The sequence below is a fragment of the Streptomyces sp. NPDC017448 genome, assembly GCF_044330565.1.
Taxonomy (GTDB): Bacteria; Actinomycetota; Actinomycetes; order Streptomycetales; family Streptomycetaceae; genus Streptomyces.
Window position 1 is genome coordinate 17,180 of sequence record NZ_JBIRLM010000029.1, and the last position, 17,550, is coordinate 34,729.

Genomic DNA, 17,550 nt, shown 5'->3' on the forward strand with positions numbered 1-17,550 from the left:
CGCCCTACGGGCCCGGGAGCGGTCCCGTCGTACGGCCGCGTACGGGCTACTCCACGATCGAGCGGACGACGCCCAGCTCCAGCAGGTCCTGCGGACGCAGCCGCAACTGGTCGGCGGTGGCGCCGGTCTCCGAGGACGGACGCTTGAGGATCGCGGCGGCCAGTTCCGGGGCGATGACGGAGAAGTAACCGTCCGCCGTGACATGGGTGTTGCCCGGCGCCGCGAGTGCCAGCGCCCCGCCCGAGCCGCCTTCGCCGATCACCAGCGTCGTCACCGGCACCCGGGCCGCCGCGACCGCCGCGAAGGCGTCCGCGATGGCCGCGCCCGCCCCGGTCTGTTCCGCCTCGGCGTCATTGGCGGCGCCCGGGGTGTCGACCAGGGTCAGGACGGGGACGCCGAGGCGGTCCGCCAGCCGGATCGTCCGGGCCGCCGCGCGGTACCCGGCCGGGCGGGTGGGCGTCCCGCACTGGGCGACGTACGCCACGGGCAGCCCGTCCGCGCGCAGCCCGAAACCGCTCAGCAGGCCCGGGTCCGTGCCGCCGCAGCGGTCCCCGTGGAGGGGGAGCCGCACGGTGAGGTAGTCGGCCAGGTACGCCTCCGCGCGCGGCCGTCGAGCATCCCGCGCCCGCGCCACCGCCTCCCGCCCGGTCCGGGGGAGCCGCGCCGCCGACCGCTCGTGCGGCAGCGGCTCGGCTCCGGTCGCCGCCTCCGCGCCGGACGCCGCCAGCGCACGCGGTACCGGGGCGGCCGGGAGGGCTTCGTGCGGGCCGAGTACGCGCAGCCAGTGCTCCACCGCGGTGGCCAGCTCGTCGGCCGGGACGACCGCGTCCACCTGGCCCGCCGCGAACTGGCCCTCGGCCCCGTACGCGTACGGGTCGGCGTCCGGCGGCCGTACCCGGGAACCGGCGAAGCCGATCTGTGCGCCCGGCAGCGCCAGCACCACATCGGCGCCCGCGCCCACCGTGGCCCAGCCGCCGCCGGTCGTCGGGTCGCGGACCACCGCGATCTGCGGGAGCCCGGCCGCGCGCAGCCGGACGGAGGCGGCCGCCACCCGCTGGAGCTGGGTGAGGGCGATCATGCCCTCCTGCATCCGGCTGCCCCCGGTGGCGACCAGCGCGAGCAGGGGAAGCCGCCGGGTCAGGGCCAGCTCGTACGCGGCCGTCAGCCGGTCACCCGTCAGCCCGCCCAGCGAGCCGCCCAGGAAACCGAATTCGAAGGAGAGCAGGACGCAGGCGCGGTCCCCGACGGCCCCGGTGCCGTACACGACCGACTCTTCCTCGCCGGTCCGGGCCGTGGCACGTTCGCGCGCCGCGTCGTACCCCGCCCAGCCGAGCGGGCCGTCCGGCGGCTGGAAACGCGGCGCCGGACGGTGTTCGGTGAAGCCCGCCCCGCCGGTGAGCAGGGCGATCATCTCCCGGGCCGTCGCCGGGGCGGGGGTCTCGTCAGGCACGGAGCGACCTCTTCATGATCTTGCCCAGGTCGTTGCGGGGCAGGGCGTCCAGGTAGCGCACGGTGCGCGGGCGTTTGTGCGGGGCGAGCTGGGCGGCCACGTGGTCCGCCAACTCCTCGGGGGAGGGCGGAGAGTCGGGGGCCGAGGCGACCACCCAGGCCACCACCCGCTCGCCGAGGTCCGGGTCGGCCTCGCCGGTGACCGCCGCCTCCCGGACCCCGGGGTGGGCGAGGAGCGCGTTCTCGATCTCGCCCGCGCCGATCTTGTAGCCGCCGCTCTTGATCAGATCGGTGGCCTTGCGTCCGACGAGGGTGACGTAGCCGTCCTCGTCCACGGTGCCGACGTCGCCCGTACGGAAGTAGCCGTCCGCCGTGAGGGCGGCGGCGGTGGCGTCGGGCCGGTTGAGGTAACCGCTGAAGAGGTTCGGGCCCCGGACCTGGATCTCGCCGATCGCCCCGGGGGCGTCGAGCACCGTGCCGTCGTCCTCCACCAGGCGCAGCTCCACCCCGGCGAGCGGCGGGCCCACCGTTCCGGGACGCGGGGCCCCGTCCGCCCGGATTCCGGTGTTCATCAGGGTCTCCGTCATCCCGTACCGTTCGATCACCCGCCGCCCGGTCGCCGCCGCGATGCGTTCGTGGTCGTGCACGGGCAGCGCCGCCGACCCGGAGACCAGCAGCCGGGCCCCGGCCAGCGCCGCCGCCAGCACCTCGGCCGGCGCTCCGGGCGCCTCCGGGCCGGGGTCGCCCGCCGAGGGCGCCCGGTCCCTCCCGTCCAGCAGCTCCGCCAGCCGGTGGTACATCGTCGGCACCCCGAACAGCATGGTTCCGCCGGACCCCAGCTCCCGGGCGACGCCGTCCGGCGAGAACTTCCCCAGGTGGCGTACGGAACCGCCGCGCCGCAGCGGGCCTAGCACGCCCAGGATCAGCCCGTGCACGTGGAACAGCGGAAGCGCGTGGACCAGGACGTCGTCGCCGGTCCATCCCCAGGCGTCCTCCAACGCGTCCAGGGAGGCGGCGACGGCCCGGCGGGGCAGGACCGCCCCCTTCGGCGGCCCGGTGGTGCCGGAGGTGTAGACGATGAGGGCGGCCGCCTCGGGGCGGGCCTCCTCGCCCTCGTGCCCCTCTCCGGCTTCGGCCGTCGCCGCCGCCCGGGCGTCCACCGTCACCCGCCGCAGCTTCGCCAGCGCGGGCGGCAGCGCGTCGTCCGGGCCCGCCAGCACGGCCGTGGGCGCGCTGTCGGCCAGGATGTGCGCCAACTCGCGTTCTCCGGTACGGGGGTTGAGCGGAACCGCCGGGACTCCGGCGCGCAGGGCGGCCACCACCGCGAGCACCGTCTCCGCCGTCGGGGTGGCCCAGACGGCGACCCGGCCCGCGTCCGCGATACGGGCGGCGAGCGCGGCGGACGCCTCGGCCAGCCGGCCGTAGGTCAGGGAGAGGTCGCCGAAGCGGACGGCCTCCCGCGCGGCCGCCGGGCCGGTGGGGGAGTGGAGCGCGGGGAGCAGGAGGGAGGTCACGCCGGGAAGCCTAGGCCGTCGCACCGGTTCCCGTACGGCCTCCGGAGCCCATGAGGGGAGCGTCACGCAGCCGGTCCGTGCCCGACCCGCCCGCCCGTGTTCGGCGGAACCGGACACGGGCCCCGGGGCGCCCGGCGGACCGCCGGCCTGCGCCGACCGGGCGACCGAACGTCCCCCGGCCGGTATCGCCATAAGCTGGGACAATTGACCTATGGATCGGCTGGACAGGGAAATCCTCGGCATTCTCCAGGAGGACGCCCGCATCTCGTACCGGGATCTGGGCGTACGCGTGGGGCTCAGCGCCAACGCGGCGGGCGACCGGGTCCGCCGGATGCGCCGCGACGGCGTCATCCGCGGCTTCACCGTGATCGTCGACCCGGCCGCCGACACCCGTTCGGGCCTGGTGGCCTTCATCGATGTGACGCTGCGACTCGACACGACGAACGAGGAGTTCGAGCGGTCGGTGCTGGTGCTGCCCGGCATCACCGAGGTGGTGCACCTGACGGGCGGCCACGACTACCTCGTGCGGGCCACCGCCGCCGACCCGGGGGCGCTGGACACTCTGCTGCGCCGCCTGAAACGGGAGGCGGGCGTCGCCCACACCACCACCCGGATCGCCCTGCGCGCGGCCCCGAAGCACTGAGTGCCCGCAGGACCAGCGCCCGAACGTCACCGGCCCGGGGCCTGAACGTCACCGGTCCGGAGCCGGAGCCGGAGTCTCACCGGGGCCGGAGCCGGAGCCTCACCGGCCCCGGAGCCTGAACGTCACCGGTCCCGGAGCGCCGAGCGCGCTCCGCGCGGGGGCCGCGCGGGTGCGGTCGCCACCGGAGCGCGCTGAGCCGCCGGGCCCTACCGCCCCGGTCGGAGCGGGGACTGCCAGGTCACCGTCGTCGGTCGGCCGTCCTCGCCGCGCCCGTCGTCCGCGACCATCAGCCGTACCCCCTCCCGCCCGTCCGGCAGCCGGACCGTGGCGTCCACCTCCACCTCGATGGCCGACACCCCGGGCCTGCGGTGCGCGGCGGCCAGCGCCCCGCGCAGGGCGGCCAGCAGCTCCCGGCCCGTCTCCTCGTCCACCAGCGCGTCCACCGCCCCGGCGAACCGCACCGACGGCGGGAAGCCGAGCAGTGCCGCCGCGCCCCCGGTCTCCCGCAGCACCCGGCCCCGGAAGGTGGCCGGGGCCTCGGCGGGCGGCTGCTGGAGGGCGAAGATCGCGGTGCGGACCTCCTGGATCGTGGAGTCCAGTTCGTCCACCGCCCGGCCCAGCAGATCACCCGCCCCGGCCCCCGCGTCCGCCTCGGCCTCCGGCCCCGCCCCGGCACCGGAGCCGGCGTCGCCCGCCCCCGTTCCACGTCCCGCATCCGCCTCGGCCCCCGCCCCCGTTCCATGTCCCGCATCCGCCTCGGCCCCCGCGCCGCCCGCCCCCGCGGCGGCCCTGCGGCGGGTCGACTCCAGCATCATCTCGGTGGCGAAGAGCCGCTGGACCACCAGATCGTGCAGGTCGCGGGCGATCCGGTCGCGGTCCTCGTACACCGCGAGCTGTTCCCGGTCGGCCTGCGCGTCCGCCAGGACCAGGGCGAGGGCCGCCTGCGAGGCGAACTGGGTCGCCAGCAGCCGGTCCAGATCCGTGTAGGGGCGCTCGCCGCGCCGCCGGGGCAGAGCGAGCGTGCCGATGAGCCGTCCGCCGCTCTGCAGCGGCAGCATCATGCTCGGCCCGAAGCGGGAACGTACGCCGGTGGTCATCCGGGGGTCGGTGGCCGAGTCGTCGATGAAGACCGGTTCGCCGCCGAGCAACTGGACCAGCACGGGGGAACCGGGCTCGATCACCGTGCCGACGATGCCCGCCGGGTCGTCCCGGGTGGAGGCGGTCACGATCTCCATGCCGCCCTCCTCGGTGGGCTGGAGGATCACCCCGGCAGAGGCGTCCGCCAGCACCCGGGCCCGTTCGGCCACCGTCATCAACGCGTCGGCCGCGTCGGTGCCGGTCAGCAGGGCGGTGGTGACGGCCGCCGCCCCCGTGATCCACCGCTCGCGCTGTCGGGCCGCCGCGTACAGCCGGGCGTTGCCGATCGCGATGCCCGCCTGGGCGGCCAGGGCCCGCAGCAGGGCCAGGTCGATGTCGGTGAACGGGCCGGACGGCTTGCCGGAGAGGTGGAGCCGGCCGAACTCCTCGGTGTGCACGAGGATCGGGGCCCGCAGGAGGTCCCGCCCCGCCGGAAGGCCGGGGGAGTGGTCCGGGGCGGGGCCCGCAGCGGGGTGCGGGGAGATTTCCGGCCCGGAGCCCGGGGCGGGGCCCGCAGCGGGGTGCGGGGAGATTTCCGGCCCGGAGCCCGGGGCGGGGCGTGCGGCGCCGGGCGGCGGGGTGTGCGGGGCGGGGTCGGCTGCGGAGTCCGGGCGGGGCGTCCCGATCGCGGCGGGCGCCGGAGCCGGGGTGGCTGCGGGGGCGTCGGGGAAGAGGTCGAGGCGCCGCCGTTCCGCCTCCGTCATTCCGGCGGTGTACAGGGCCTCGACCCGGTCCCGGTCGGGGTCCAGCACCCCGAGCGCCCCCCGGCGGGCCCCGGTCAGCGCGGTGGCGGTGTCCACGATCTGCTGGAGGGTGGAGCCCAGCTCCAGATCGCTGCCGACGTCGAGTACCGCCTCCAGCAGCATCGGCAGCCGCCCGGCGGCGTCCGCGCCGGGCTCGTCCCCACCGGGCTCGCCGCGCTCGGGCTCCACGGTCCCCTTCATCCGTACCGTCCGTGCTGTCCGTACCGGTCGTGTCGCGCGGGCCGTCCCGGCCGCCGGCCCCGCCACCCGGCCCGTGCCGGCCGGCTCACCCCGCCAGCGGGTTGAGGACCATCGGCTGGACCTTGCCGTCCAGCATCGCCCCCAGCCCGAGCACCGAGCAGGCGTCCGGCCGCTCGGCGATGTGCACCGGCATCCCGGTCGCGTCGCGCAGCATCTGGTCGAGGCCAGGCAGCAGCGCGCTGCCGCCCACCATCATGATCCCGCGGTCCGCCAGGTCGGCCACCAGGTCCGGCGGGCACTCGCGGAGCACCTTGCCGACCCCGTCGAGCACCGCCGTGAGCGGGGTGTGGATGGCCTGCCGTACGGCGGCGGTGTCGACCTGCACCGACCGGGCCAGCCCCGTCGCCACGTCGCGGCCGTGGATCTCGGTGAGGGCGGGGCCGGTGAGCTGGAGGCCGTTGCCGTGCAGGGTCACCTGGAGCGGGCGCACCGACTGGCTCGGCAGCAGCAGCTGGTGGTGCTGGCGCAGGTGCTGGATGATCGCCTCGTCGATCGCGTTGCCGCCCACCGGGATGCGTACGGCGGTCACGATCGAGCCGAGCGAGAGCACGGCGATCTGGGTGGTGGCGGCCCCGCACACCATGATCATGGTGGCGGTCGGCTGCTCGACCGGCAGGCCGCAGCCCACGGCCGCCGCGATCAGGGTGTCCACCAGCTCGACCCGGCGGGCGCCGAGGCCGACCAGCGTCTCCACCGTCGCCCGCTGGGCCAGCGGATCGGCCTCGTGCGGGGTGCAGGCGGCGGCGCGCAGCCGGGGCTTGCGACGCAGTTGGCGGCGGAGCTTGTCGCCCAGAAGATGGCGCAGCATCCGCTGGGCCATCTCGATGTCGACGACCGTGCCGCCGGAGACCGGGCGGGCCACCCGGATGTAGTCGGGGGTGCGGCCGGTCATCTGCTCGGCGAGCGCGCCGACGGCGATGAGGGAGCCGGTACGGGTGTTGACGGCGGCGACGCTCGGTTCGTCCACGACGAGCCCGAGCCCCTTGATGTACACCCGGGTCCTCGCGGCCCCGAGGTCGACGGCGACATGGCAACGCTGCAACTGCTCAAGGCTGACGGTCACGGCGATTCTCCCGAGCGCGCGGACGGTGGCACCGGCGGGCAGCCGGTCTCTCCTTGCATGGTCGCGCCGTCCGGGCCGTCGCGCGCGTTGGGCTGCGCCGTAAGAGGAGGGGAGCTGACGGGCGATCAGCTTCCCTTCCGCTCACTCCGCAAGCAGCCGCCGGGACCGGCCCCGGGGGAGCTCCGCGACCCGTTCCCGGCCGGACGCCGGGCCGGTGGCCACCGGCGACCGGGCCGTCCGGCGGAGCGGGGCGGGCTGGAGCGGCAGGGGGGCGGGAGGGGTCATGCGGCCCGTCCTTCCGCATGTCAGGCGTATCGGACCGGCCGTCACCGGAATTCGATCTTCCTCACACAATCCTCACCTGGGTGGCTTCCCCGGTCGTTCCGCGGCCGCCTAGTCTGCGGGCGCCATGGATTACTGCCACCCGTGCCGACGGCATCTCAACGGGGCCCTGGCCTGCGCCGGGTGCGGAACGCCGGCCCAGGCGCTGTCCCCCTATGTCATGCCCGAACCCGTCGGCCCCGCGCCGGACGGGGGGTACGGGACGGCCTCCCCCTCCGGCGCGCGCGACGGCGGGGCAGGGGCCGTCCGTACCGGTGCCCGGCGGCGGGCGGCGCGCACCGGGCGCCGCCGACGCGGTCGGGCCGTGCTGCTCGGGGCCCTCGGGCTGCTGCTCGCGGCGGGCGCGGTGGCCCTGGCGGAGCTGGCCGGGGAGCCCGAGCGGGACGACACCGCCGCCGACTTCGTACGCGAGGCCCCGGGCGGCCCCACCGAGGCGCCGCCCGCAGAGTCCTCCACCGCCGCCCCCCGCCATCCCGGCCCCGCCGCCTCCCGGGCCGGGACGGCCACGGACCCCGGCCCGGACGCCTCACCCGCCGAGGGCCGCGGCGGACGCCCTCCGGAGCCGGTGGACACCTCGAACCCCGAAACCCCGGCGCCGGACAGGTCCACCGCCTCCCCGTCCGACGAGCCGGCCCCGTCCGGCACGCCCGACGGCCCGTCCACCGCTCCGCCGGGGCCGGGCGGGCCGGAGCAGTCGACGACCGCTCCCGCGCCCCCGCCGCCCCCGGCCGAGCCGACGCCCACCCCGACGCCGTCCCCGAGCTGCACCCGCTTCCTGTGGTGGTGCACGTAGAGGGAGCGGCGCTTCCTGTGGCGGTGCGCGGAGGGGGAGCGGCGCGGGTGGAGCACGCCCGGCGAGCGGCCTCCCCGCTGGGATCGCACCGCTGAGCGGCCTCCCCGCCGGGATCGCGCCGTTAAGCGGCGGCCTCCTCGCCCAGCATCCGGCGCAGCAGGTCCCGGAGCATCGTGCGCTCCGCGTCCGAGAGGCCGGCCAGCGGCTCCCGGGCGAAGTCCAGCGCGTCCCGCAGCTCCCGCGCCGTGCGGCGGCCCTCGTCCGTCGCGGCGGCCAGCTTCACCCGCCGGTCGGCCGGATCGGGCCGGCGCTCGACCAGGCCGCGCGCCTCCAGCCGGTCGATGATGCCGGTGACGTTCGACGGCTCGCACTTCAGCCTGACCGCGATCTTCCGCATCGGCAGCGGAGCGAGGGAGAGCAGCCCGAGGACCCGCGCCTGCGCGCCGGTGAGGGTGTGCTCGGCGGCGGCCCGGTCGTACTCCTCGTGGTAGCGCGCCACCACGGCGCCGATGAGTTCGACGACCTCAAGGGTCAGGGGGTCTGTGCGAGTGGCCATGGACGACAGCGTACCGATTTGCTTGACATCATGAAATATTCAGGAGCATGGTTGTTTCATGTCATGAAGCTTTTCGCGCCGACGAGCGCGGAGGCTCACCCCCGTAGGACATTGAGGAGAACCCGAGCCCATGTCTGCAGCACTTCCCACGTCCAGCCGCGAATGGCACCTCGTCGCCCGTCCCCACGGGTGGCCCCGGGCCGATGACTTCGCGCTGCGTGAGGTCGCGGTGGCCGCTCCGGCCGAAGGCCGCATCCTCGTCCGCAACAAGTACTTCTCCGTCGACCCGTACATGCGCGGCCGGATGAACGACGTGAAGTCGTACACCCCGCCCTTCAAGCTCGACCACCCGATGGACGGCGGCGCGGTCGGCGAGGTCATCGCCTCGGAGGCCGAGGGCTTCGCCGTGGGCGACCACGTCCTGCACGGCCTCGGCTGGCGCGAGATCGCCGACGTGCCCGCCAAGCACGCGGTCAAGGTCGACCCCGACCTCGCCCCGCTCTCCGCCTACCTCGGCGTGCTCGGCATGACCGGACTCACCGCCTACGCCGGCCTGTTCGACGTCGCCTCCTTCAAGGAGGGCGACGCGGTCTTCGTCTCCGGCGCGGCCGGGGCCGTGGGCAGCCAGGTCGGCCAGATGGCGAAGCTCAAGGGCGCCTCCCGGGTCATCGGCTCCGCCGGCTCCGACGAGAAGGTCAAGCTCCTCACCGAGGAGTACGGCTTCGACGCCGCGTTCAACTACAAGAACGGGCCCGTCCGCGACCAGCTCAAGGAAGCCGCCCCCGACGGCATCGACGTCTACTTCGACAACGTCGGCGGCGACCACCTCGAAGCCGCGATCTCCTCGTTCAACGTGCACGGCCGCGCCACCATCTGCGGCATGATCGCTCAGTACAACTCCACCGAGCCGACCCCCGGCCCGAGCAACATGGCGCTGATCATCGGCAAGCGGCTGCGCCTGCAGGGCATGCTCGTCGGCGACCACGCCGACCTCCAGCCGCAGTTCGTCCAGGACGTCGCCGGCTGGCTGGCCTCGGGCGAGCTGAAGTACCAGGAGACGAAGGTCGAGGGCATCGAGAAGGGCTTCGACGCCTTCATGGGCCTGCTGCGCGGCGAGAACACCGGCAAGATGATCGTTTCCCTGGCCTGACCCCGCCTCCGACCGCGGTCACCCGTTAGGCTCGTGTCCAGGCCGTCGCGATCGTGGGCGCGAGTCGCGGCGCACCAACCGGAGGAATGTTCACACCATGACCATCCAGAAGATCGACGTCGCCTACACCGCCGCCGCCACCGCCGAGAACGGCCGCGACGGCCGGGTCTCCTCCGACGACGGTCAGCTCGACGTCGTCGTGAACCCGCCGAAGGCCATGGGCGGCAGCGGGGCGGGCACCAACCCGGAGCAGCTCTTCGCGGCGGGCTACAGCGCCTGCTTCCAGGGCGCGCTGGGCGTCGTCGCCCGCCAGGAGAAGGCCGACGTCTCCGGCTCGACCGTGACCGCCTCGGTCTCGATCGGCAAGACGGAGGCCGGCGGCTTCGGCCTGGAGGTCGCGATCAGCGCCTCCATCCCGAACGTCGACGCCGCCACCGCTCAGGCGCTCGTCGAGAAGGCCCACCAGGTCTGCCCGTACTCGAACGCCACCCGCGGCAACATCAAGGTCGAGCTCTCGGTCGTCTGACCGGTCACGGCTTCCACGAGGACCGCACCCCGCCCCGGGGTGCGGTCCTCGCACGTTTCCGCACGCCAGTACGCTGACGCCCATGAGCGATCTCGGGGCGGGTTTCGGTTACTTGGTGAAGGGGCAGCGCTGGGTTGCCCGGCACGGGCGGTGGTTCGGATTCGGTCTGCTGCCCGGACTGGTCACCCTCGTCGTCTACGCCGGAGCCCTGGTCGGCCTCGGTTACGGGGCCGACGACCTCGTCGGCTGGGCGACCCCGTTCGCCGACGACTGGTCCTCCCCCTGGCAGGGGATGCTGCGCACCGGACTGACCGCGCTCGTCTTCGTCTTCGGCCTGTTCCTCGCGGTCATCACCTTCACCGCCGTCACCCTGCTGGTCGGCCAGCCCTTCTACGAATCGCTCTCCGAGGAGGTCGACCGCAGCGAGGGCGGCGACGTCCCCGAGTCCGGACTGCCGTTCTGGCGCGAACTGTGGATCTCCGCCCGCGACTCCGTCCGCATCCTGCTGCGCGTCGCCCTCTACGGGATCGTCCTCTTCGCCTGCGGTTTCATCCCCGTCATCGGCCAGACCGCGGTCCCCGCGATCGGCTTCTGCGTCTCCGGCTACTTCCTCGCCGAGGAGCTGACCGCCGTCGCCCTCCAGCGCAGGGGCATGGTCCTCAAGGACCGCCTCGCCCTGCTGCGGGGCCGCCGGATGCTGGTCCTCGGCTTCGGCGTCCCGCTGACCCTCGCCTTCCTCATCCCGGTCGTCGCGGTGTTCCTGATGCCCGGAGCCGTCGCCGGGGCCACCCTCCTCGCCCGCGACCTGGTCGGCCCCGCCCCGGCCCCGGCCCCGGACACGGAGCCCGGCGTCGGGCCCGGCACCGCCGGCGACGACGCCGGCGCACCGGCCCCCCGACCGTGGTCCGCGTGACCGAGCTGCTGGCGGTCGCCGCCATCACCGTCCTCGCGGTCGTCTCCCCGGGCGCCGACTTCGCCATGGTCGTCCGCAACAGCTACCTGTACGGGCGCACCACCGGCGTCCTCGCGGCGACCGGCGTCGCGGCGGGCGTCCTGGTCCACGTCACGTACACGATGCTCGGCGTCGGGCTGCTCATCGCCTCCTCGACCGCCCTGTTCACCGCGGTCAAGCTGGCGGGCGCCGCGTACCTGATCTACATCGGGGTGCGCACCTTCCTGGCCCGCGCCGACCTCGACGTCGATCTGACGGACCGGCCGGGGCTCTCCCCCTTCGGGGCGCTGCGCAGCGGGTTCCTGACCAACGCCCTCAACCCGAAGACGACCCTGTTCGTCGTCGCCACCTTCACCCAGGTCGTCGGCCCCGGTACCGCGCTCTGGCAGCAGGCGGGGTACGGCCTGTTCATGTCGGCCGCCCACCTCGGCTGGTTCTCCCTGGTCGCCCTGTTCTTCTCGCACTCCCGGCTGCGCGGCGCGATGCTGCGCCGCCAGAAGGCCCTGAACCGTTCGATCGGCTCGGTCCTCGTCGGCCTCGGCGTCACGCTCGGCCTGGCCCGCTGACCGGAGCGCCGCCGGAAGCGCCTCAGCGCACCGAGAACGCGTACTCGGTGCGCTGAGGCGGAAGCCGCGGCCGGGAGCCGTCCCGGCCCGGCGCCTCCACCGACCGCGCGATCGCCCCGCAGGTGAGGACGCGTACGCGGGCCCCGTCCCGCTCCGGCGTCCACCGGGCGGCCGGGCGAACCGTCCGCGAGGGCGCCGACGCCTTCCGTCCGTACCGCCGGGTCCGTGGTCCGTACCGCTTGCCCCGGTCACCGGCCCTGCGCGGGCGGCTCCGCGGCCGTGACGGTGCGGTAGGCGATCTCCGCCAGCCGGGCCTGGCCGTCCCGGCTCGGGTGGAACCAGTCCCACGGGCTCAGCTGCGTGCCGGTGAACCGGTAGGCGAACACCGCCCCGCCGTCGTAGCGGCAGTAGCGGTCCTTCGCGCACACGTCCCGCAGCACCTCGTTGTACGCCACCACCCGGTCCTGCACCGCGTCCCGCCGGGCGACCGCCGCCGGGCCCAGGTCGTCCGCGTCGGCCAGCATCGACCGGCAGATCCCGAGCCGCCAGATCTTCTTGCCCAGCTCGCTCGTCCGCCCCGTCGACCAGAGCCGCTTCAGGTCGGGCACGCTGGAGACGTACACCCGCGCCTTCGGCGCCCCGGCCCGCAGCTGCCGCATCGACGCCTCGAAGTACGTACGGAAATCGGCCACCGGCGTCATCAGCCGCACCGAGTCCCGGCACGCGTCGTTCGCGCCCGTCATCACCGTCACCAGCTCCGGCCGCTCCTTCGCCGCCCGTGCCATCTGCTCGGGCAGCTGCACCATCCGGGAGCCCGACACCGCGTGGTTCCAGCTTCGCTCCGCCGCCTTCGACGGGCCGAGCAGCCGGACCGCGAGGGAGCGCACCGAGGCGTCCGTACCGGTCGCCCACGACACCTCCGGGCAGTCGGCCAGCACCGAGCAGGCGTCGAAGCCCCGGGTGATCGAGTCGCCGACCGCCGCGATCGACCGGGGGCGGGGGTTCCAGTCCGGAGTGGGGGAGGGGGACGGCGACGCGGCGCGCGAGGAGGCCGGGGCGTTCCCCGACACGCCGTTCTCCGCGCCGCCGCCGCTACATCCGGCCAAGGCTGCCGTGCCGAGGCACGCGAGCGCCGTCAACGCGGCGGCAGCGGTACGCGTTCGTGGGCGTGTCGCACGCTCCGGCATCGTTCGGACCCCCTCCGGCCACCCCGTGGCGTATGCCTCTGGACATGCCCCTGGCACGCGCACGGTCCCCAGGTCGGGGGTGTGCGCGCCCTGCCGGGTGAAACCCGGCGGAACAGGGGCCCGAGACCGACCGTACGTCACACGGACGGCCCCGGCGCACGGTAGCTTTTCCCCGTCGAACCAGTGGCGTCCCGCCCGCCCGCGTGCACCGGGGTGGCTCCGGTACATTACATCCCGTCACATACTGTCCCTTTTCAGGAGATTAACTCCCGATGCTGTTTACTGATGACAACCTCGGGGTTCGGCCGAAAAGAGGCGGTCCGGACGCGAGGCCGTTGGGGAAGGCGTACTTCGTCCCACACGGGAGGTTCCGGTGACGACACGTGGAGTCCTGTACGTTCACTCCGCACCACGCGCGCTGTGCCCACACGTCGAGTGGGCAGTGGGGGGCGTCCTCGGTGTGCGGGTGCAGTTGGACTGGATCAGGCAGCCGGCCGCGCCCGGCACCTGGCGGTCCGAATTCTCCTGGCAGGGCCGCGTCGGCACCGCCTCGCAGCTCGCCTCCGCCCTGCGCGGCTGGGACCTGCTGCGCTTCGAGGTGACGGCCGAGCCGTGCGCCACCGCCGAGGGCGAGCGCTACAGCTCCACCCCCGGCCTCGGCATCTTCCACGCCGTCACCGGCCTGCACGGCGACATCCTGGTCCCCGAGGACCGGCTGCGGGCCGCCCTGGCGCGCTCGGTGCGCGGCGAGAGCGACCTGGAGACGGAGATCTCCTCCCTGCTCGGCAAGCCGTGGGACGACGAGCTGGAGTCCTTCCGCCACGCCGGCGAGGGCGCGCCCGTCCGCTGGCTCCACCAAGTGGTGTGATTCCCCCCGGGGCCTGCCCCGGCCTCCACCAGGTGGTGTGCCCCCTCCCGGCGCCCGCCCCGGCCCGATCGCATGACGAAGCCCGCCTCCCGGGAACCGGGAAGCGGGCTTCAGCCGTAAAGCGGGGGTCACACGGACCGGAAGGCCAGCACCACGTTGTGGCCGCCGAACCCGAACGAGTTGTTGATCGCCGCGATCGGGCCCTCGGGCAGCGCCCGGGGCTCGCCGCGCACGATGTCCGCGTCGATCTCCGCGTCCAGGTCCTCGACGTTGATGGTCGGGGGGGCCGTGCGGTGGTGCAGCGCGAGGACGGTGGCCACCGTCTCGATGCCGCCCGCGCCGCCCAGCAGGTGGCCCGTCATCGACTTCGTCGCGGAGATCGCGACGTGGTCCAGGTCCTCGCCCAGCACCTTGCGCAGCGCCTTGATCTCCGCGATGTCGCCCTGCGGCGTCGAGGTGGCGTGCGCGTTGAGGTGGACCACCTCGGACGGCTTGAGGTCGCTGGAGTCCAGCAGGTTCTGCATCGCGGCGGCGATGCCCCGCCCGGACGGCTCGGGCTGCGCGATGTGGTGGGCGTCGGCCGACAGGCCCTGGCCCAGCACCTCGCAGTAGACCTTCGCGCCACGCTTGGCGGCGTGGTCGGCGGACTCCAGGACGACGACGCCCGCGCCCTCGCCGAGGACGAACCCGTCCCGGCCGGTGTCGTACGGACGCGACGCCTTCTCGGGCTCGTCGTTGCTCTTGGACATCGCCATCATGTTGGCGAACGCGGCGATCGGCAGCGGGTGGATCGCCGCCTCCGTGCCACCGGCGACGACCACGTCGGCCCGGCCGGTGCGGATCATCTCGACGGCGTACCCGATCGCCTCCGCGCCCGAGGCGCAGGCGGAGACGGGCGTGTGGACGCCGGCCTGGGCGTTGACCTCCAGGCCGACGTTGGCCGCCGGGCCGTTGGGCATGAGCATGGGAACGGTGTGCGGTGAGACGCGGCGTACGCCCTTCTCCTTGAGCACGTCGTACTGGTCGAGCAGGGTGATCACGCCGCCGATGCCGGAGGCGATGACCGAGCCGAGGCGCTCGGGGGCGATGGACTCGTCCTCGCCGGCCTTGGCGGTGAAGCCCGCGTCCGCCCACGCCTCGCGGGCCGCGATCAGCGCGAACTGCGCGGAGCGGTCCAGCTTGCGGGCCAGCGGGCGGGGGAGTACGTCGCCCGGGTCGACGGCCGCGAGGGCGGCGATCCGGACGGGCAGTTCGGCGAAGCGCTCGCCTTCGAGAGGCTTGACGCCGGACCGGCCGGCCATCAGACCTTCCCAGGTCGATGCGGAGTCGCCACCCAGCGGAGTGGTTGCGCCGATACCGGTGACGACCACGGTGCGATTGGTCGAGTTCACTGGAAAATCTTCTCCACGTGTAGAGGGTCGTGAATCAGCGGCGCCACCGCCGGGTGGCGACACAGCCGGGCTGGGGTCAGCCCTGGTGCTTCAGGATGTAGTCGGCGGCGTCGCCGACCGTCTTGAGGTTCTTGACGTCCTCGTCGGGGATCTTGACGTCGAAGCGCTCCTCGGCGGCGACGACGACCTCGACCATGGACAGCGAGTCGACGTCCAGGTCGTCGGTGAAGGACTTGTCCAGCTGGACGTCCTCGACCGGGATACCGGCGATCTCGTTGACGATCTCGGCGAGACCGGTGACGATCTCTTCCTGCGTGGCGGCCATCTTGGCGCTCCTTCGGTGGGTTTGTTCGGTGTACGTGCGCACGGGCCAAAAGGTCCGGTGTGCCTAGGGGAGGGTAACGACCGTCGCGGCGTAGACGAGACCCGCCCCGAAGCCGATGACGAGCGCGGTGTCGCCGCTCTTCGCCTGACCGGTCGCCAGGAGCCGCTCCATCGCGAGCGGGATCGAGGCGGCGGACGTGTTGCCGGTGGACTCGATGTCACGGGCGACCGTGACGTGTTCCGGCAGTTTCAGGGTCTTCACCATCGAGTCGATGATCCGCATGTTGGCCTGGTGCGGGATGAAGACGTCCAGGTCCTCCGGGGAGATCCCGGCCGCGTCCAGCGCCTGCTGGGCGACCTTCGCCATCTCGAAGACGGCCCAGCGGAAGACCGCCTGGCCCTCCTGCGTGATGGCGGGGAACTTGATCTCGCCCTTGGAGTCGAGCGGCAGCGTGGAGACGTCGCCGACGTGCAGGTCGTTCCAGGCCACCGTCTGCTTGATGGTCTCGGACTTGTCGCCCTCGGAGCCCCACACGGTCGGGCCGATGGCCGGTTCCTGGGAGGGGCCGACGACGACCGCGCCCGCACCGTCGCCGAACAGGAAGGCCGTCGCGCGGTCCTCCAGGTCGGTCAGGTCGCTGAGCCGCTCCACGCCGATGACCAGGACGTACTCCGCCGAACCCTCGACGATCATGCCCTTGGCGAGGGTCAGGCCGTAGCCGAAGCCCGCGCAGCCGGCGGAGATGTCGAAGGCGGCGGGCCTGCCCGCGCCGATCTTGTGCGCGATCTCGGTCGCCACGGCCGGGGTCTGCTTGAAGTGCGAGACGGTCGAGACGACGACCGCGCCGATTCGGTCGGGGTCGATTCCCGCGTCGGCGATGGCCTTGCCGGACGCCTCGATCGACATCGCGGCCACGGTCTCCTCGTCGGAGGCCCAGTGGCGGGTGACGATGCCGGAGCGGGAGCGGATCCACTCGTCGGACGAGTCGATCGTCTCGAGGATCACCTCGTTCGGCACGACCCGGGTCGGGCGGTAGCCGCCGACACCGATGATCCGCGCGTACGGGGCGCCCTTGCTGGGCTTGATCTTCGACATGCTCGCTCCTTAGACGCCCGCGTGCTCGGAGATGAGCGCGCGGGCCGCGTCGAGGTCGTCGGGGGTCTTGAGCGCCAGCGTCCGTACGCCGGGCAGCGCCCGCTTGGCGAGGCCGGTCAGCGTGCCGCCCGGGCTCAGCTCGACGAGTGCGGTGACGCCCAGGGACTGGAAGGTCTCCATGCACAGGTCCCAGCGGACCGGGTTGGCGACCTGCCCGACCAGCCGGGCGACGACCTCGGTGCCGGTGGCCACGGTGTGGCCGTCGGCGTTGGAAACGTAACGCACGGTCGGGTCGGAGACCGTCAGATCCCCGACCGCCGCGCGCAGCTTCTCCACGGCCGGAGCCATGTGGTGCGTGTGGAACGCGCCGGCCACCTTCAGCGGAACGATCCGCCTGACGCCCTCGGGCTTGTCGGCCTCCAGGGCGGCGAGCTGGGCGGCGGTGCCGGCGGCGACGATCTGGCCGCCGCCGTTGACGTTGGCCGGGGTCAGCCCCAGCTTCTCCAGGTGGGGGACCGTGACGGCCGGGTCGCCGCCGAGGAGGGCGGCCATCCCGGTCTCGGTGACGGCGGCGGCCTCGGCCATGCCGAGCCCCCGGGTCCGGACGAAGCGCAGCGCGGCCTCGTCGTCGATGACGCCGGCGAGCGCGGCGGCGGTGATCTCACCGACGCTGTGGCCCGCGACGACGTCCGGGGCGGCGGCGTCCAGAGCGGACGCCGAGAGCAGTCCGGCAGCCACCAGGAGCGGCTGCGCCACGGCCGTGTCGCGGATCTCGTCCGCGTCGGCCTTCGTGCCGTAGTGGGCAAGGTCGAGCCCGATGGCGTCGGACCAGGCCGCGATGCGGTCGGCGGCACCGGGGAGGTCGAGCCAGGGAGTCAGGAAGCCGGGCGTCTGAGCGCCTTGGCCGGGAGCGACGAGTACGAGCACCCTCACACTCTCTCTTGTGGACGGCCCGGTACGCCCGTGGGGACAGGGACGAAGAACCGTCA

The 17,550-nt window shown here is 74.0% G+C and carries 18 protein-coding genes and 1 pseudogene; 7 read left to right on the plus strand and 12 right to left on the minus strand.

Annotation, left to right across the window (positions count from 1 at the left end; genetic code table 11):
• Positions 1-46 precede the first annotated feature (46 nt).
• Positions 47-1,450 carry a carboxyl transferase domain-containing protein gene (locus ACH4K1_RS31330; protein WP_398092920.1) on the minus strand — a complete coding sequence of 468 codons (1,404 nt, stop codon included), beginning with the start codon at positions 1,448-1,450 and terminating at the stop codon, positions 47-49.
• Positions 1,443-2,963, minus strand: a complete 1,521-nt coding sequence (locus ACH4K1_RS31335; protein ID WP_398092921.1) for an acyl-CoA synthetase — start codon at positions 2,961-2,963, stop codon at positions 1,443-1,445. Before ACH4K1_RS31335 ends, ACH4K1_RS31330 begins: the two co-directional genes overlap by 8 nt.
• A 211-nt stretch (positions 2,964-3,174) precedes the next feature.
• On the opposite strand from ACH4K1_RS31335, the gene ACH4K1_RS31340 reads away from it, so the two are divergent.
• On the plus strand, positions 3,175-3,606 hold the full coding sequence (locus ACH4K1_RS31340) for an Lrp/AsnC family transcriptional regulator (RefSeq protein WP_228993362.1): 432 nt from the start codon (positions 3,175-3,177) through the stop codon (positions 3,604-3,606).
• A gap of 206 nt (positions 3,607-3,812) precedes the next feature.
• Here ACH4K1_RS31340 and ACH4K1_RS31345 read toward each other — a convergent pair whose 3' ends face one another.
• The 3 genes from ACH4K1_RS31345 to ACH4K1_RS31355 form a co-directional block, all read right to left on the minus strand.
• A complete protein-coding gene (locus ACH4K1_RS31345) occupies positions 3,813-5,609 on the minus strand; it encodes a GAF domain-containing protein (protein WP_398092967.1) in 1,797 nt (598 codons plus the stop codon).
• 163 nt (positions 5,610-5,772) lie between these two features.
• Positions 5,773-6,810 (minus strand): rod shape-determining protein, encoded by a 1,038-nt coding sequence (locus ACH4K1_RS31350; RefSeq protein ID WP_398092922.1) that lies wholly within the window; start codon positions 6,808-6,810, stop codon positions 5,773-5,775.
• A gap of 141 nt (positions 6,811-6,951) precedes the next feature.
• Positions 6,952-7,095, minus strand: a complete 144-nt coding sequence (locus ACH4K1_RS31355; protein ID WP_398092923.1) for a hypothetical protein — start codon at positions 7,093-7,095, stop codon at positions 6,952-6,954.
• A 217-nt stretch (positions 7,096-7,312) separates the two neighbouring features.
• Between ACH4K1_RS31355 and ACH4K1_RS31360 the strand changes: the two genes are divergently transcribed.
• Entirely contained in the window at positions 7,313-7,945 is a 633-nt protein-coding gene (locus ACH4K1_RS31360) for a hypothetical protein (protein ID WP_398092924.1), read from the plus strand.
• Positions 7,946-8,066: 121 nt separating this feature from the next.
• Here ACH4K1_RS31360 and ACH4K1_RS31365 read toward each other — a convergent pair whose 3' ends face one another.
• The gene (locus ACH4K1_RS31365; protein WP_228993366.1) at positions 8,067-8,501 is read right to left on the minus strand and encodes a MarR family winged helix-turn-helix transcriptional regulator; all 435 of its coding nucleotides are present in this window, start codon (positions 8,499-8,501) and stop codon (positions 8,067-8,069) included.
• A 130-nt stretch (positions 8,502-8,631) separates the two neighbouring features.
• Between ACH4K1_RS31365 and ACH4K1_RS31370 the strand changes: the two genes are divergently transcribed.
• The 4 genes from ACH4K1_RS31370 to ACH4K1_RS31385 all read left to right on the plus strand — a co-directional run bounded on the left by ACH4K1_RS31370 (position 8,632) and on the right by ACH4K1_RS31385 (position 11,695).
• The gene (locus ACH4K1_RS31370; RefSeq protein WP_398092925.1) at positions 8,632-9,651 is read left to right on the plus strand and encodes an NADP-dependent oxidoreductase; all 1,020 of its coding nucleotides are present in this window, start codon (positions 8,632-8,634) and stop codon (positions 9,649-9,651) included.
• A gap of 97 nt (positions 9,652-9,748) precedes the next feature.
• Complete coding sequence (locus ACH4K1_RS31375; RefSeq protein WP_398092926.1) at positions 9,749-10,177, plus strand: organic hydroperoxide resistance protein; 429 nt, start codon at positions 9,749-9,751, stop codon at positions 10,175-10,177.
• 82 nt (positions 10,178-10,259) lie between these two features.
• Entirely contained in the window at positions 10,260-11,090 is an 831-nt protein-coding gene (locus ACH4K1_RS31380; RefSeq protein ID WP_398092927.1) for an EI24 domain-containing protein, read from the plus strand.
• The gene (locus ACH4K1_RS31385; protein WP_398092928.1) at positions 11,087-11,695 is read left to right on the plus strand and encodes a LysE family transporter; all 609 of its coding nucleotides are present in this window, start codon (positions 11,087-11,089) and stop codon (positions 11,693-11,695) included. The genes ACH4K1_RS31380 and ACH4K1_RS31385 overlap by 4 nt, the downstream gene beginning before the upstream one ends.
• 70 nt (positions 11,696-11,765) lie before the next feature.
• On the opposite strand, the pseudogene ACH4K1_RS31390 reads toward ACH4K1_RS31385, so the two are convergent.
• Together ACH4K1_RS31390 and ACH4K1_RS31395 are read right to left on the minus strand one after the other, a co-directional pair.
• A pseudogene (locus ACH4K1_RS31390) lies at positions 11,766-11,913 on the minus strand (galactose-1-epimerase); the annotation flags it as partial.
• A gap of 30 nt (positions 11,914-11,943) precedes the next feature.
• On the minus strand, positions 11,944-12,882 hold the full coding sequence (locus ACH4K1_RS31395; protein ID WP_398092929.1) for an SGNH/GDSL hydrolase family protein: 939 nt from the start codon (positions 12,880-12,882) through the stop codon (positions 11,944-11,946).
• Between the two features lie 373 nt (positions 12,883-13,255).
• Here ACH4K1_RS31395 and ACH4K1_RS31400 point away from each other — a divergent pair, with 373 nt between their 5' ends.
• Complete coding sequence (locus ACH4K1_RS31400) at positions 13,256-13,750, plus strand: DUF3145 domain-containing protein (protein ID WP_228993372.1); 495 nt, start codon at positions 13,256-13,258, stop codon at positions 13,748-13,750.
• Positions 13,751-13,878: 128 nt separating this feature from the next.
• Here ACH4K1_RS31400 and fabF read toward each other — a convergent pair whose 3' ends face one another.
• The 4 genes from fabF to ACH4K1_RS31420 all read right to left on the minus strand — a co-directional run bounded on the left by fabF (position 13,879) and on the right by ACH4K1_RS31420 (position 17,488).
• Complete coding sequence (gene fabF / locus ACH4K1_RS31405; RefSeq protein WP_398092930.1) at positions 13,879-15,141, minus strand: beta-ketoacyl-ACP synthase II; 1,263 nt, start codon at positions 15,139-15,141, stop codon at positions 13,879-13,881.
• Between the two features lie 76 nt (positions 15,142-15,217).
• Complete coding sequence (locus tag ACH4K1_RS31410) at positions 15,218-15,466, minus strand: acyl carrier protein (protein WP_014045780.1); 249 nt, start codon at positions 15,464-15,466, stop codon at positions 15,218-15,220.
• Positions 15,467-15,529: 63 nt separating this feature from the next.
• Positions 15,530-16,561 (minus strand): ketoacyl-ACP synthase III, encoded by a 1,032-nt coding sequence (locus ACH4K1_RS31415; RefSeq protein ID WP_398092931.1) that lies wholly within the window; start codon positions 16,559-16,561, stop codon positions 15,530-15,532.
• A gap of 9 nt (positions 16,562-16,570) precedes the next feature.
• Complete coding sequence (locus tag ACH4K1_RS31420; RefSeq protein WP_398092932.1) at positions 16,571-17,488, minus strand: ACP S-malonyltransferase; 918 nt, start codon at positions 17,486-17,488, stop codon at positions 16,571-16,573.
• Positions 17,489-17,550 lie beyond the last annotated feature (62 nt).